The 14,241-nt window shown below is 55.2% G+C and carries 16 protein-coding genes, 1 tRNA gene and 1 rRNA gene; all 18 read right to left on the bottom strand.

What is annotated here, in order from left to right; genetic code table 11:
• Positions 1-2 precede the first annotated feature (2 nt).
• Entirely contained in the window at positions 3-1,232 is a 1,230-nt protein-coding gene (locus EDF78_RS06905; RefSeq protein WP_095923177.1) for a beta-ketoacyl-ACP synthase, read from the bottom strand.
• The gene (locus EDF78_RS06900; RefSeq protein ID WP_133822789.1) at positions 1,229-1,960 is read right to left on the bottom strand and encodes a 3-ketoacyl-ACP reductase FabG2; all 732 of its coding nucleotides are present in this window, start codon (positions 1,958-1,960) and stop codon (positions 1,229-1,231) included. The genes EDF78_RS06905 and EDF78_RS06900 overlap by 4 nt, the downstream gene beginning before the upstream one ends.
• Entirely contained in the window at positions 1,957-2,436 is a 480-nt protein-coding gene (locus tag EDF78_RS06895) for a hotdog family protein (protein ID WP_131692829.1), read from the bottom strand. Before EDF78_RS06895 ends, EDF78_RS06900 begins: the two co-directional genes overlap by 4 nt.
• A complete protein-coding gene (locus EDF78_RS06890; RefSeq protein WP_133822788.1) occupies positions 2,433-3,605 on the bottom strand; it encodes a beta-ketoacyl-[acyl-carrier-protein] synthase family protein in 1,173 nt (390 codons plus the stop codon). Before EDF78_RS06890 ends, EDF78_RS06895 begins: the two co-directional genes overlap by 4 nt.
• Position 3,606: 1 nt before the next feature.
• A complete protein-coding gene (locus EDF78_RS06885) occupies positions 3,607-4,182 on the bottom strand; it encodes a DUF3261 domain-containing protein (RefSeq protein WP_095923180.1) in 576 nt (191 codons plus the stop codon).
• Entirely contained in the window at positions 4,179-6,485 is a 2,307-nt protein-coding gene (locus EDF78_RS06880; protein WP_133822787.1) for an MMPL family transporter, read from the bottom strand. The genes EDF78_RS06885 and EDF78_RS06880 overlap by 4 nt, the downstream gene beginning before the upstream one ends.
• Positions 6,475-7,080 (bottom strand): outer membrane lipoprotein carrier protein LolA, encoded by a 606-nt coding sequence (locus tag EDF78_RS06875; protein ID WP_131692825.1) that lies wholly within the window; start codon positions 7,078-7,080, stop codon positions 6,475-6,477. Before EDF78_RS06875 ends, EDF78_RS06880 begins: the two co-directional genes overlap by 11 nt.
• Entirely contained in the window at positions 7,077-7,520 is a 444-nt protein-coding gene (locus EDF78_RS06870) for a thioesterase family protein (RefSeq protein WP_133822786.1), read from the bottom strand. Before EDF78_RS06870 ends, EDF78_RS06875 begins: the two co-directional genes overlap by 4 nt.
• Before the next feature lies 1 nt (position 7,521).
• Positions 7,522-9,243 (bottom strand): glycosyltransferase family 2 protein, encoded by a 1,722-nt coding sequence (locus EDF78_RS06865; protein ID WP_133822991.1) that lies wholly within the window; start codon positions 9,241-9,243, stop codon positions 7,522-7,524.
• The gene (locus EDF78_RS06860) at positions 9,240-9,584 is read right to left on the bottom strand and encodes a hydroxymyristoyl-ACP dehydratase (RefSeq protein WP_095923184.1); all 345 of its coding nucleotides are present in this window, start codon (positions 9,582-9,584) and stop codon (positions 9,240-9,242) included. Before EDF78_RS06860 ends, EDF78_RS06865 begins: the two co-directional genes overlap by 4 nt.
• On the bottom strand, positions 9,581-10,960 hold the full coding sequence (locus EDF78_RS06855; protein WP_243839426.1) for an AMP-binding protein: 1,380 nt from the start codon (positions 10,958-10,960) through the stop codon (positions 9,581-9,583). Before EDF78_RS06855 ends, EDF78_RS06860 begins: the two co-directional genes overlap by 4 nt.
• A complete protein-coding gene (locus EDF78_RS06850) occupies positions 10,927-11,460 on the bottom strand; it encodes a hypothetical protein (protein ID WP_133822990.1) in 534 nt (177 codons plus the stop codon). The genes EDF78_RS06855 and EDF78_RS06850 overlap by 34 nt, the downstream gene beginning before the upstream one ends.
• Before the next feature lie 77 nt (positions 11,461-11,537).
• Positions 11,538-11,792, bottom strand: coding sequence for an acyl carrier protein (locus EDF78_RS06845; RefSeq protein WP_095923186.1), 255 nt, complete (start codon positions 11,790-11,792; stop codon positions 11,538-11,540).
• Between the two features lie 10 nt (positions 11,793-11,802).
• The gene (locus EDF78_RS06840) at positions 11,803-12,060 is read right to left on the bottom strand and encodes a phosphopantetheine-binding protein (RefSeq protein ID WP_133822785.1); all 258 of its coding nucleotides are present in this window, start codon (positions 12,058-12,060) and stop codon (positions 11,803-11,805) included.
• Positions 12,061-12,063: 3 nt separating this feature from the next.
• Entirely contained in the window at positions 12,064-12,876 is an 813-nt protein-coding gene (locus tag EDF78_RS06835; RefSeq protein WP_095923188.1) for a lysophospholipid acyltransferase family protein, read from the bottom strand.
• A complete protein-coding gene (locus tag EDF78_RS06830; protein ID WP_133822784.1) occupies positions 12,876-13,601 on the bottom strand; it encodes a beta-ketoacyl synthase chain length factor in 726 nt (241 codons plus the stop codon). Before EDF78_RS06830 ends, EDF78_RS06835 begins: the two co-directional genes overlap by 1 nt.
• Positions 13,602-13,972: 371 nt before the next feature.
• Positions 13,973-14,049: transfer RNA gene (locus tag EDF78_RS06825), tRNA-Asp, on the bottom strand.
• A 102-nt stretch (positions 14,050-14,151) separates the two neighbouring features.
• Positions 14,152-14,241, bottom strand: a 5S ribosomal RNA gene (gene rrf / locus EDF78_RS06820); the annotation flags it as partial.

Here is a 14,241-nt window from a genome sequence, read left to right as displayed (position 1 = left end):
GTTTACGGCCAGCGGCGGAAAACCAGTGACGTATTGATGCCACCGAATGCAAAGTTGTTGGACTGAATAAACTCCGTCTGAATATGCCGCGACTCCCCCATCACATAATCGAGGTCGCCACACAGCGGGTCGGGATGGGTCAGATTAATGGTCGGCACAAACCTGTCTTCACGCATCATTTCCAGCGACATCCAGGCTTCCAGCGCCCCGCAGGCACCGAGCGTATGGCCGAGGTAACTTTTCAGCGAGGAAATCGGCGTCTGATTGCCAAACACGGCAGCGGTGGCATGACTTTCGGCAATGTCACCGCGATCCGTCGCCGTACCATGCGCACTGATATAGCCAATTTCAGAGGCCGGAATGCCGGCATTTTTCAGCGATTTTTCGATACAAATCTGCATGGTCGATTGCTGTGGCTGGGTGATATGCGCGGCGTCGCAGTTGGTCGCAAACCCGATGACTTCGGCGTATATCTTCGCACCACGCGCCTGAGCATGTTCCAGCGACTCGAGGATCAGCGCCCCCGCGCCTTCACCAATCACCAGCCCGTCGCGCTGTGCATCAAACGGGCGCGGCGATAAATCCGGGTGATCATTTTGCTGGCTGGTGGCAAACAGGGTGTCGAACACTGCCGCTTCGGACGGGCACAGCTCTTCCGCGCCCCCTGCCACCATCAGGGTCTGGTAACCGTGTTTAATGGCTTCATAGGCATAACCGATGGCCTGACTGCCAGAGGTGCAGGCGCTGGACGTCGGGATCACCCGGCCTTTCAGGCCAAAAAACAGCCCGGTGTTGACCGCCGTGGTGTGCGCCATCATCTGCACATAGGTCGTGCCGGTAATATTATTGGTGTGTTTTTCCGTCAGCATGGTGGCGAATTCGCTGACCGGCCCGGTACTGCCGGTGGATGAACCAAACGCAATGCCGGTTTCACCGTCGGTCAGGATCGGATCGTCGAGTAAACCCGCCTGTTCCAGCGCCAGTTCCACCGCGCGGGTAGACAGCAGGGAAACCCGTCCCATCGAGCGGATGCGTTTTCGGGTGTAATGCGCGGGCAACACAAAATCATCAACGGGCGCGGCAAGATGCGTATTCAGCCCCTGATAAATCAGCCATTCATCCATATGGCGGACGGCATTTTTGCCCTGTTGCAGGCGTGCCGAAATCTCATCCCAGTGATGGCCAAACGCGGTAATCCCTTTCATGCCGGTAATCACAACGCGATGCGTCATACCATTCCTCCGTTGATGGAGATCACCTGCCGGGTAACATAACCGGCAATATCAGACATCAGATAGCTGGCCAGCCCCGCGACTTCTTCCGCCTGCCCCATGCGTTTAAGCGGGATCATGCTCATGGCGGCGTCGAGCGCCGGTTTTTCCATCTCCAGCATACCGGTATCAATCAGCCCCGGTGCGATACAGTTTACGGTGATTTTGCGCTTTGCCAGTTCCAGCGACAGCGCTTTGCAGGCACCGATGATCCCCGCTTTTGCGGCGCTGTAATTGACCTGGCCGCGGTTGCCCGTCATGCCGGAAACCGAGGAAAGCGCGATAATGCGCCCGCCCTGACGCAGGCCGATCATCGGCATCACGCAGGGCTGTAAGACGTTGTAAAAGCTGTCCAGATTGGTGTGGATCACGCCGTCCCAGTCTTCGTCAGTCAGTGCCGGAAAGGCTGCGTCACGGGTGATCCCGGCGTTATTGACCACGCCATAATACGCGCCGTGCGTGGCGATATCGGCGTCAATCACCTCGCGGCACTGCTGGCGGTTGCTGATATCAAACTGCACCAGTCGCCCTTCACCGCCGTGAGCCGTGATCTGCTGTAACGTGTTTTCTGCCCCGGTTTTATCGCTGTGGTAGTGGATCACTACCTGAAAACCATCGCCGGCAAGCTGGCGGGCAATGGCCTGGCCGATGCCTTTGCTGGCACCGGTCACTAATACCGAACGTGTCATTGTGGTTTCCCCTGTGTGAGCGTAATGAGTTCTTCCTTGTCTGGCTGATAGGTATTCAGCCTTCCCGTGGCAACCTGCAGGTTGTCTTTTTCCTGTTTAATGCTGATAACACCTTCAAAACTCGCGATTTTCTCGTCACGCAAAACCAGCGAAACCTGAATCAGCAATTCACTGCCTGCGGCAAATTCCGCGACGCTGCATTTCACCGCTCTTGCGCCGAGAAGCATGCCAACCTGAGGCGCTTCCCCTTGCTGCGCGCCATGCCAGCCACTCCACACCCCCACGGTTTGCGCAATCAGTTCGATGGCGTACCACGCGGGCAACGCGCCCCGGGCATTCAGAAACGGTGCCAGCACGCTGTCCGGCGACACCACCACGCTGCACAATGCCGTGTCGTTTGCGACTTCAATGACGCTATCCAGCAACACCATCGGGGCGGCATGTGGCAGGAATGCCTCTGCAGACAGGGTATTCATGACGGCCTCCCGATCAGAATGCTGGCGTTATTGCCCCCAAAGGCAAAAGAGTTCGACAGGATCACGGGCCGGGTCAGCGGCTCATGCCCTTCCACCAGCCGGATCGCAGGCAGGCCGGGATCCCTTGGCGTGACACTGAAATCCTGTGGCGGCAACGGTAATTCGCTGGTCAGGATCAGCCAGCTCAGTGCGGCTTCCGTCGCCCCTGCCGCGCCCAGCGTGTGGCCGGTGAGGTGTTTGGTGGAGCTGCATGACGTCCCGCCGCCAAACATTCTGTGGATCACGGCGGCTTCAACCTGATCGTTGAGCGGCGTGGCGGTGCCGTGAGCATTAATGTATCCCACGTCACTGGCCTGAAGTCCGGCCTGTTGCAGCGCCATCGCGATTGCCCGTTCCGCGCCCAGACCTTCAGGATGCGGCGCGGACATATGCCAGGCGTCGGAAGATTCTCCGGTGCCCAGCAGCGCAACGTCTGCGGGTTCACGGGTCAGCAGGATCAGTGCCGACGCTTCGCCGATATTGATGCCGTCACGATCCTGTCCGAACGGCGTACAACGTCCGCGTGAGAATGATTCCAGACTGTTAAAGCCATTCACCGGCATGCGGCACAGACTGTCCGCACCGCCCACCAGCGCGGCATCGGCCAGTCCGGCGTCGATCAGCCGCTTTCCGCTGATGATCGCTTTGGCGCTGGAAGAACACGCGGTGGATAAGGTGTAAGCGGGACCGCTGAGATCCAGCCATTCCGCCATAAACTGCGAAGGATCGCCCAGTTCCTGCTGCTGATAGTCGTAGCCCGGCGGGAATGTCCCGTGCTGTTGCAAACTGCGCACCGCCTGTTCCCCTTCGGCAATGCCGGAGGTGCTGGTGCCCATGATCACCGCGACGCGATCTTTACCGTACCGGCCAATGGCGGCATCGACCTGCGTGCGGATTTGCGCCAGCGCCGCCAGCAATAACTGATTATTCCGGCTGCGGTGCGGTGCAAACCGGGACGGGATGGCAGGCAGATCGCCGGTCACGCTGCCGAGCCAGACTGGCCGGTTTTCCGTCAGCCAGCCTTCCTGCAACGACATGCCGGGCGCGACGCCAGCCTTCAGGCTGGCAGCGATGCGCGCATTGTTGTCTCCCAGCGCGTTCACCATGCCCACGGCGGAAAAATAAATCATATCAGTCACCGACATTCTGGATGGTTATCTGGTAGTGAAACGCCATCTGTGTGATCGACACCGGCTGACGCGCACTGCCCCGCGGCAGGTAGTCGATGCGGGTGATGGTATTGCCTTCTGTATCCCGTAACGTCCGGCGCAGCGGCTGATCTTCCAGCGTCCAGCCCGGCGGCAACAACGGCTGCCAGCGCTGCGCAGGCCAGTAGCTCAACATGATATCGGCCAGAACCTGACTGGCTGGCGGCAACCCTTCGATCCTGATCGCCTGTTCGGTGTGGATCCCTGTTTGATCGTAGACCACTTTGAACAGACGGATCCCCAGAGGGGAAAGCCCGGCAAGCTGCAATGATTTGCCGTCAGCATTCAGTAATACCAGTAACGACTGCTGTTTACCGTTCACCGTGGCGGTCAGCAACTGTTGCTGAGTGAAGGGTTTTTCCAGCGACGGCGCGGGTAAATTCACCTGCACGCCGCGTTTGAGCCATGCCTGCGGTTCAGTGCCGGATGGTTTGTGTGCGGCACATCCGCCAAGCATGACAATAAGCAGCGCCAGCACCGGCGGCATACATCGGATCATGGTTTGCGTCCTCGTTTTTTTGCGGGCAAGGTCAGCGGCGACAACAGGAAAGCCGTCACTATGCCAAAGCTCAGGACAATGCCAAAACTGCTGATGGCTTGTGTTGAGCTGAACACCAGCATGCCGAAGGTCAGCAGCGTCGTGACCACTGCCATAAAAATGGCAAACATCGAGGTGGCCGGCGTGCCGCGCGGATTGGTGAAGAACAGGGTGTAATTAATGCCAATCCCCAGTACCAGAATCAGCGCCAGCAGGGAGAACAGGTTGAGATGATGCCCGCTGAATCCCAGCGCAGCGAGGCCCATGCTCAGGGAAAGTAAGGTCGGTAGCAGACAGATAAGCCCGTGCGGCAGCCCAAACCGCCACAGATAAATCATGGCAATCACCGCCACGGCCAGCGCCAGCAAGGCTGTCAGATATACCCGGTACTGGGAGAACAGACTGCTGAATTCCGTTTTGCGATCGATCCATCCGCTACCGGGCGTGGAAGCTGCCAGTGCGGCCATCGCGGCGCTGTCATGAACACCGTTCACCGGGATCAGCGTGGCGCTGCGCCCGTCCGGCAGGGACAACCACAGCAAGCGCCAGCCTTCGCTGACCACGCTGTTCAGCCAGTCAGGGACGTCAACCGGCCGGGCACTGAGATCGGGAGCGGCCACGGCAATACCGGCCTGCTGCAGCTGCGCAATGATCTGCGGCGCGCGCTGGCGCAGCAGGGACAGATCGCGTTGCTGCTGTGCCTGCGAAGGCAACCCAACCGCGCGGAAACCGTCAATCACGCCGTTCTCTTTCACCTGAACCAGTTTGGGCCGCAGGGCTTCAAGCCGTTGTAAGGTCTGTTCGGGATTATCGCCATACACCACCAGCCATTTCTGATCGTTGGTTTGCCCGGTCAGCGCGGCAATTTGCTGTTCCTGCTGCTGTAATCCGGCGGGCAGCGCCTGTAAATCGGCAATGTCATCATTGATGGTCAGCTGCGATATGCCGACTGTCGCCAGCGCGAGTATCACTAACGGTAAACCTAACCGCAGCGCTTTGCGGCTGCGCCAGGCCAGTAACCAGCGCAGGATCAGCGTCAGCCCCGGCGTCGGGCCAACCGGCAAATGACGGGACAAATACGGATACCAGCACATCACGGTGATACAGGCTGCACTCAGCCCGGCGGCGGCAAACACAGCCAGTTGTTGCAGGCCGGGGAAAGGCGCAATCAGCAGCATCAGATAGGCAGCCACCGTGGTCAGCAGCGCCATGGATAACGCGGGGAACAGCTTTTTCAGGCTTTCCAGCGGGGTACTGGTGCCGCCATGTACGCGCCGTTCGGTGAGGAAGTACAACGTATAATCGGCAGAGATCCCGACAATGCTGGTGCTCAGTACCAGTGTCATCACGTGGATCCCGCCAAACACCCACAGGGTAAATACCGTGCCGGACAGCGCGCCGATGGCAATCGACAGTAAGCTGAGTAACATCGGCAGAACCGAGCGGAACACTAGCAAGATCAGCACGAAGACGCCAATAACCGATGCGGCACCTATGGTCGAAAGATCGTGTTCCGCCTGCTGACTGGCGTAATTGCTGTAGAAAATCGTGCCGCGCTCAAGCACCTGCGCCCCCGGCCAGCGCGCCTTAAATGCGTTTTTCGCCGCATCAAGCGCCGCGACCGTGTGTTTTGCCGAGGTGATGTCGTACGACGAGGCTTTCAGTTCGCCATGCAGTAAATACCAGGTGCGCCCCTGTTTATCACGCGCCATCAGCCAGCCCTGATCCAGCGTCATGCCACCGCTGTTTTGCTGCTGCGCCATTTGTGAGGCACGAACCAGCAATAACGGATCGTTCGCCAGCTCTTTGCCGCTGACGCCCGCAAACGCCGAATACACCTGACCGAGGATCCACTGGCTTTGCTGATCTGCACCGGACGTCAGCCGCTGTCGGGTCGCCTCATCGAGTAAGGCGTTACGGTGCAGGAAGAAAAAGGTTCCCCATTCCTGCTGGCGTTGCGCATCCATCGGCCCCTGAACCTGACTGAGTTCCGGCATCGCCTGTAACTGTTTCAGCCAGTCATTCACCGGTTTCGTACCGGCTCCCGGCGGCGGGCTGACCAGCCACATCAGCTGACGATCCAGCCGCTGCGTAAAACCGTCCGAAATTGCCTGCGGTATGTCGCTTTCCTGTTGCTGCGGCAACAGCGCCAGTACGCTGCTGTTAACCTGACTGCGCGGCAGCAGCCAGAATAACGCCGCCACCAGCAGTGCAATCATCAGCAACCAGCATTGTGCCAGTCTGCGGTGAAGGTCAGGACGCAAAATGGCGTTTCTCGGCATCGGTCAGCGTGGCGGGCGTGGTTTTCTGGTTGAAGAAGCGAATATGCGTGGCGTCGCCCTGCATGTCATCAATGTCGATATTGTTCAGAAAGGTGTCGCCATTGAGCGTGATGCGGCGGAACAGGCGGTTCAGCGGCGAGACTTTCGGCGTCAGGATCAGCGTCCACGCCCCTTTACCGAGATCGGTAAAATCAAGGCTGAAGTTCTCTTCCAGCACTTTGCGGTCAGCATGAAACAGCGCGCTGAGCAGGGAGTTGAACTGGAACATTTGCGGATTGGTTTCTGCCGTCACTCCCTGAGGCTCCTGACCGGCCATAGTTTGCACCATGCGGTTTTCAGTCAGTAATAACGTCAGACTGAAGGGTTTTTCCTGCTGCCACCATAATCCCTGCTGTTGAGCGATCAGCAAATTGCCTGTGGAATTAAGCGGTTGAGCCATGCCGCTGATGGTACGTTGCTGGGCAAACTCAGCGCGCAGCACCGGCACCTGACTGAAACGCTGCTGAAGTTCTTCCAGCGTCACCGCATGTGCCGCCACACTGAAAAACGTCATGACGATGAGCAGAAAAGCTTTCACAGGCTGACTCCTGTTTTATCGAAAAGCACCTGCGGCGAGACAAAACACATTTCCTGCGTGGTGGCATCCACCGCGACCTGCAATGTGTAACCGGTCGTGGTGCGTTTCCCGGTATCGATGTCGTAAATCTGATAACCGATGCGCAGGCGGTTTTCGATTTCTTCCAGCTGCGCGTGCACGGCAATACGCTGTTCAAACAGCACCGGCGCGATGTATTTCAGGCGGGTATCCACAATCGGCCAGACATAACCGGAGGCTTGCATCTGGCGATAGCCGTAATCAAATTGCTTAAGTAACTGTTCGCGGGCGATTTCCAGATATCGAAAATAATTGCCATGCCAGACCACACCCATCGCATCAGCATCGTGAAAAGGAATGGTGATATTCACCCGGGTAGAAAATCGCGGGTCGTTAAAGCGCGGATCACGTTTGGAGGTCATATCAGTCAGGTTTCCTGTCAGAGGCAGCATCCGCCGGACGCTGCCAGAAATCATAAAAATTAAACCAGTCGTGAGGGGCCAGCAGGCTGTAATGCTCAAGACGTGCGGCGTAGCGATCGATGGCTGCCTGCAAGGCGGGCAGGCGATTCGCACGCGGGAGGATCAGCGGATCGGCAAAAGATTCGCAATAAATATGCAGCCGGTGCTGTTGCTTGATGCCAAACATCAACATGACCGGCGCACGTAACGCCGCCGCCAGAATAAACGGGCCTTGCGGAAATGCGGCTGGCTTGCCCAGAAATTCGCTGTAAATCACACGGGAATGCTCACCGCGCTGATGCTGGCTGGCAGAGGTGCGATCACCCACGATCGCCACCCATTCGCCGGCATCCAGTTTTTCCTGCAATAAGATGGCGGTGTCAGACCCCATCTGGCTGACCTGGATCAGATTGACCACCGCCTGCGGATTAATCTCTTTCATCACCTGATTAAATCGCTCGGCATTGTCGGTGAAAACCAGTGCATTGACGGTGATCCGATAGTCAAGTGTGCCAATCGCACGGCAGGATTCGATATCTCCTAAGTGGGAGGCGAGGATCAGCGTGCCGCGACCGGAGGCAATATGCGCCTCGCAGACCTCAGGATTGACCAGCACCGCGTCGGTCAGGGTTTTATCGCCCTGCCAGCTCGCCAGTTTAGTGAGCAGCGACTCACCGAAGCGCATGAAATGCCGGAATGTACTCAGCGGATACGGCAAAGACATCCCGCGCCGGGCCGCGGTGGCCCTGACGCGTTCAAGCCAGTCAGCAGAAGCCGCACGCTGTTTGCCCCCGGTCAGCCAGAACCAGCCGATCACCGGATAAAGCAGCACACGAAAAGCCTGGTAGCCCAGCGTGCGGTAAACCGCCAGCATCAGGCGGATCCCCCATAATCCTTTACGCTCCTGCGTCGTTGACCAGTGCGCCTGCTCCTGCGTTTTTTGCCTCTGGCGCAATAGAAAAGGAATACGCGGCAACATGCCAAAAAACAGCCGGGTATGCATCCATGAGATCTGCAGGTTGTCTTTTACCGCATCAAAATGCGAGAGGCCATCGTCGGGGTAAATGACCCGTGTAGGCAGGAATCGGCTGCGCGTACCCTGCCAGTAAAGACGCACCATGATTTCCGTATCAAAATCCATCCGCAAACCCAGTGTCTTCTGCGCCATCAGTTGCAGGCAGGGTTTGAGAGGATATACGCGAAAACCACACATGCTGTCTTTCACCGAAAAGGACAGTGTTTCGATCCACACCCAGAAATGCGTGATGTAGCGGCCATAAAGACGCGATTTCGGAACGCTTTCATCGTATACCGGCTGGCCGGAGATCAGGCAATCGGGGTGTTTCCTGGCCTCGGCCAGCATGGCGGGAACGTCAGAAAGCTGATGCTGGCCGTCGGCATCCACCTGTACAGCATGGGTGAAGCCCTGCTCTGCCGCCAGACGCAACGCGGCCATCACTGCGCCGCCTTTGCCCAGGTTGGAGGGCAGACGCGTCAGGTGCATCCACGGCGTGACGCTGGCCAGCTGCTGCAACGCCTCGGCCGTCGGCGCATCACTGCCATCATCCACCACAATGCACGGCAGACCGAATGGCCGGAGATTTTCCAGCACGTTCGCCATCATCGCGCCGTGGTTGTAGCACGGGATAATCAGGCAGGCAGAAAAAGGGGCAGAAGATGTCATGGACATAATGTGATTTTTCCACTGCTGGCGACGGATCCACCCACACTGTAGCGGAAGACTAACCGGTGTTTCTCTTTCAGCCAGTCGATCTGCAAACTCACGACTTCATCCGGCAGCAGCGGGCGCTGAAACTTCACCACTTCCATCCCCGAAAAAGCCTGATTCAGCCCGAGAAGTTCGTCCGCGTAAATCATGACCCAGTTAACCTGCGTGACACCGGGCAGGATGGGAGACGTCGGGAAATGGCCTTTGAACCAGAAGAGATCCGCCGACAGTCGGAGCCCGAGCTGCACACTCGTATCGCCGGTAAATTGCTGACTGAGCACTTCAGGCAAGATCATAAAAACATTTCCTGTAATTGTGCCGTTGCACGTTTGCCTTGCGGGTTGAGCGGGATCGCGGGAGCGAAACGCCAGTAACGCGGTACGGACACCGGCGATAACCACTCACGCAGCGCATGGCGGATTTGGGCGAGGAAAACTCTCTGACCTTGCGTGTGTAATTGCTGCTCGCCCTGCGGGTTCAGCACCAGCACCGCAGCGATGTAGATCCGTCCGTTTTTCTCGAGAGTCAGAACGCAGGCATCGCTTAAAAGATCCAGCGCCTCTAATCGCTGCTCGATTTCAGTCAGCGAGATGCGTTGCTCGGCGATTTTGACGATCCGATCCTTGCGTCCCAGCAGGGTAAAATGGCGCTGCCCGGGCGGCAATAGTCGGATCTCGTCACTGAGCGTTATACCTTCCAGTTGCGGGATCAGCGGAGACATCAGCGAAACCGATCCGTCAGTATGAGACCGGAGTTCAACGCCATCAAAAAGTGTCCACGCGTCTTTGGACCGTGACGGCTGGCGAAAGGCAATCACCCCGGTTTCTGTCGTGCCGTAAATTTCTGTGGGTGAGCAACCACAAACTTGCTGCACCAGTGACGCAGTATCATTGTCCAGCAGACCGCCCGCAGAAAACACCTGCCGGAGTGTGGCGGTTTTCAATCCCGGATCCAGCCTTTTAAGAAAGGCCGGGCTGCTGATGAACACGACGTTATGTCCGTTCGTCAGGGGGGAAAGCTGCTCATGGTATTCAACGCTTTTCGTCGCGAAAGGCAAACCCAGTGATAATGGCAGCATGAAGGCAAAACTCAGTCCATACATATGATGCGGAGCCACAGTGGCGGCAAAGCGTACTGCGGTAAACTCAGTGCCCCAGCGGGCCAAAAGCCACTGACTCTCTTTTTCCAGACAAGATACCGGTTTGATGATTTTCTGTGGTCTGCCGGTCGAACCGGAGGTAAACAAGGTCAGCGACGCGTTGTCTGGCCACTCCGGTAAAACGGAGAGCGATTCATCCGCAACAATGGGAAAACGGATTACCGGGCACGCTGCCAGCAAAGGAAGATCGGTGATCAGCGCATCAAACTCATCGCGTTGCTCAGCCAGTACGGCCGGGCGGAAATGGCCAGGCAATACCGGCGTTTTGCCACTATAAAGTACCGCCAGCAGCGCCACAGCAAAAGAGTAATGGTCTTCAAGACATAACGCCCAGCGTGAATGAGGGGCAGCACGGAGGGCAGCCAGCAAAGACAAAACATCCTGGCGGAATTCGCGTTGTCGCCATTCCCGGCTTTCATTCCAGGCCACCAGATGGTCATCTGCTCTTTCCGCGCTGAGCCATTGACTCATTGGCAGCGTCATAAGTGTCGCAGGCGCTTTCTGACTATCCATTCCATACCCATTAATAAGCCAATCAGCAGATAACTGATGCCACCGTTGTATAAAGCCCAGAGTGCCATATCACCTTTCAGGCAGGTGTATAAAGCAAACGCGCCATTACACAGAAAGAAAACGCACCAGACCTGAGTGACCCGCCGGGTATAAATCACCCCTTCAGGAGGTAAATCCGGTTCACTCAGCCGGGCAAGACGTTCAACAAGCGATTGCCGGCCATACAGGGAACTGAAGAATAATCCCAGTAATATCCCATTAACCGCGACCGGGTAATACAACAGCAGCGAGGTTTCACGCAGTACAACACTGGCGGCGACCAGCACAATACCCGTAACAGCAATGGCTTTTCCAAAGAATGTTAACCGGGAGAGTTTCCCGCGAAACGTCAGTAAACGCAGAAGAAATACAGTGATTAACAAGGGAGCCAGAATACCGGTTCCCCAGTTTCTCAGGCCACACCAGACGGCTATCGGGTAAGCAATAACCGCCAGTGGCATTGCCCAGCGGACAATTGTCTTAAACTTGAGAAGTAAAAGGCTCCGGCGCTTATCCACAACAGCGGGATCCGCAGAAATCAGGCCGCAGGCGTGTTGAGCAATTCATCTATTGCATCAACCACGTCCTGAACGGTACGCACGGATTTGAACATGTCTGGCCGGATCTTTCTGCCGGTGATTTTCTGCAAATGGACCACCAGATCGACAGCATCAATGCTGTCTAAATCCAGATCCTCATAGAGTTCGGCGTCCGGGCTGATATCGTCTTCATCAATTTCAAATAGCTTGATTAATAAGGTGCTAATTTGCTGGTAAATTTCTTGCTTCTGCATAGGAATCTCTTTAACCACGCTGTACTAAAATAAATCTGGCCAGACTTTCAACCGAATAAAAATGCTCACGCATTTCCTGACTTTCCGCCGAAAGGATCACACCGTATTGCTTTTTCAACGCCAGACCTAACTCCAGGGCGTCGATAGAATCCAGCCCTAATCCGTCACCAAAAAGGGGGGCTTGCGTATCAATCTCATCGGGTGTCATGCCTTCCAGATTAAGCGTCGCGATGATCAGTGTTTTAATGTCGTTACTTAATGAATCCATGACTTATTTCTCGTTATTTTGAGTATTGCTGCGCATCAGTTCAGTACGCAAATGCTGTGTCAGTCGTCTTGCGGCCAGAGCAGGTGAAAGATCACTTTCAGCTAAAAAGTTATCCGCTTTTATCTTCTCGCCCACGGTTATCACAAACTGAGGTTTTGCTTTGGGGATCTGGTACCACTTCCCCTTTTTAGTCAGCATCGGTGGCTGACATGAAATATGAACAATCCTGATATCGCAACCCGCTCTCAATGCAATGTTAGCGGCGCCACGTTGCAGCGTCATCGGTTTTTCGGGCAACGTGCGCGTTCCTTCAGGGAAAACCAGTAACGTCCCTCCTGCTTTCAGCCGGGTATCGCAGGCCTGCAACAGGGCGTCAGATCCGGAATTAATCAGGTAACCCGCCGCTTTTATCACACCGCGTAAGAACGGGTTACGCAGTAAAGCCTGTTTGACGATGCAATCACAACGCGGCATCCGTGACGCCAGGATCACATAATCCAAAAGACTGGGATGATTCGCCACAATCAGGCATCCGGCATCCTGCTGAAACTTTTCGTCGCCTGTAAACCGGTAATCCATTACCCCCACCAGACGTAATCCCGCCAGGAAGAAGCGAAAACTGTTGCGGATACTGTTCAGCGTCATCCGGTGCAGTTTTTCCGGCTGTCGGATGATGAGCCGCAACAGAGTAAACCAGATAATCGAAAGCAACAGTCCGCCAATTCCGAAAAGTGCGAAAAAGAATCCGGTTGCCAGCCACCGCCAGATACGGTTCGTCAGGGAAGACGTTTCTTCGGGTGCTGCTGTTTCTCTCATCACAAATCACGAACCCATTGCCAGTCGTGGCGGTTGTCAGCACTGACATTAAATAAAGGGGCAGAAGAGAGATAACCGCGTAAAAATTTCAGGCTCTGCGGAAGAGCCGAATTCATATCCTCAACCGGCAATGAAATACGCTGACAATGCAAAGTATCGCCAGCCGTTAATATTATTGCTACGGCGTAAGGCAGAAACTCAGAATTTACCGATTCGTGATATATATCGGGAATTTCACCCTCGAAATCCACCAACATCACACGAGTGGCGCCGGTGACCAGCATCGACTGAGCTTCCAGTATTCCCTGCTGAAAACTGTCGTTTCCTGCGGCCAATGAAGTCACGGCTAATGGATTTTTACTGATAATGGTTAACCAGCCCGCCGCAGTGTTGTGGACTGACATCGAAAACTCTGTCGGTGAAATGGCTTCTTGCTGTGCAAGAGAATGTAAAATACGCCCCGTTTTCTCCAGTTCACCATGCCGGCTGGTAAAAATGGCGGCATCCACATCATGCTTTTCGAGTAATGCCAGCCCGGTATCCACCGCAAAACGGCTTCCGATACTCATTCTTCGGGCAGCCATCATAGGGATATGCTGGCTTTTGGCAATATCGCCTGAAAACGTATTGCTATCAGGCTGCTGAGCCCACTGGATCCAGTGCTCACAACTGTGGATCCCCGGAGCTAAAGCCCGCCAGTCATGTATATCCAGTGAGAATTTCATGGTGATTATCTTTGTGATTTATCCATATTAAGACTTTATGATATTTTCTTAAAAGTTGCATCTGTAATCTGACAACTTATTGAACTGAGCTAAGAATTTTAGTATTAACCTGATAACGAATATTTTTAAATAACGCATTCATTATTTATGGTTGGATTAAAAGTGATAATCATTATATTTAAGATCGGGTAATAAGTGTTATATCACTTAGTACATTGAATTTATTTTCGGGAGAACTTGAAGGGATAAAATGATCGAGAGGAAATAAAACAAAGCGCGTAAGGATAATGATCACAGCTATTTTGGCTTTTTTAGGGTTTTATTCATGCAAAAAACCCCTGAATCTTTCGATTCAGGGGCGATGCAATTAGTGGCGGAACGGACGGGGCTCGAACCCGCGACCCCCTGCGTGACAGGCAGGTATTCTAACCAACTGAACTACCGCTCCACCGGTTCTTTCACATACATCAGAAAGCGTCTGATACATGTTTGTTCCTGTTATTTTCCTTGTCAGGGGAAAAGGAACACGTTCTTTATTATAAAAATTGATGCCTGGCAGTTCCCTACTCTCGCATGGGGAGACCCCACACTACCATCGGCGCTACGGCGTTTCACTTCTGAGTTCGGCATGGGGTCAGGT

It is taken from the genome of Rahnella sp. BIGb0236 (assembly GCF_004364755.1).
In the GTDB taxonomy this organism is placed as follows: Bacteria; Pseudomonadota; Gammaproteobacteria; order Enterobacterales; family Enterobacteriaceae; genus Rahnella; species Rahnella victoriana.
This window is presented reverse-complemented; position numbering and strand designations above follow the sequence as displayed.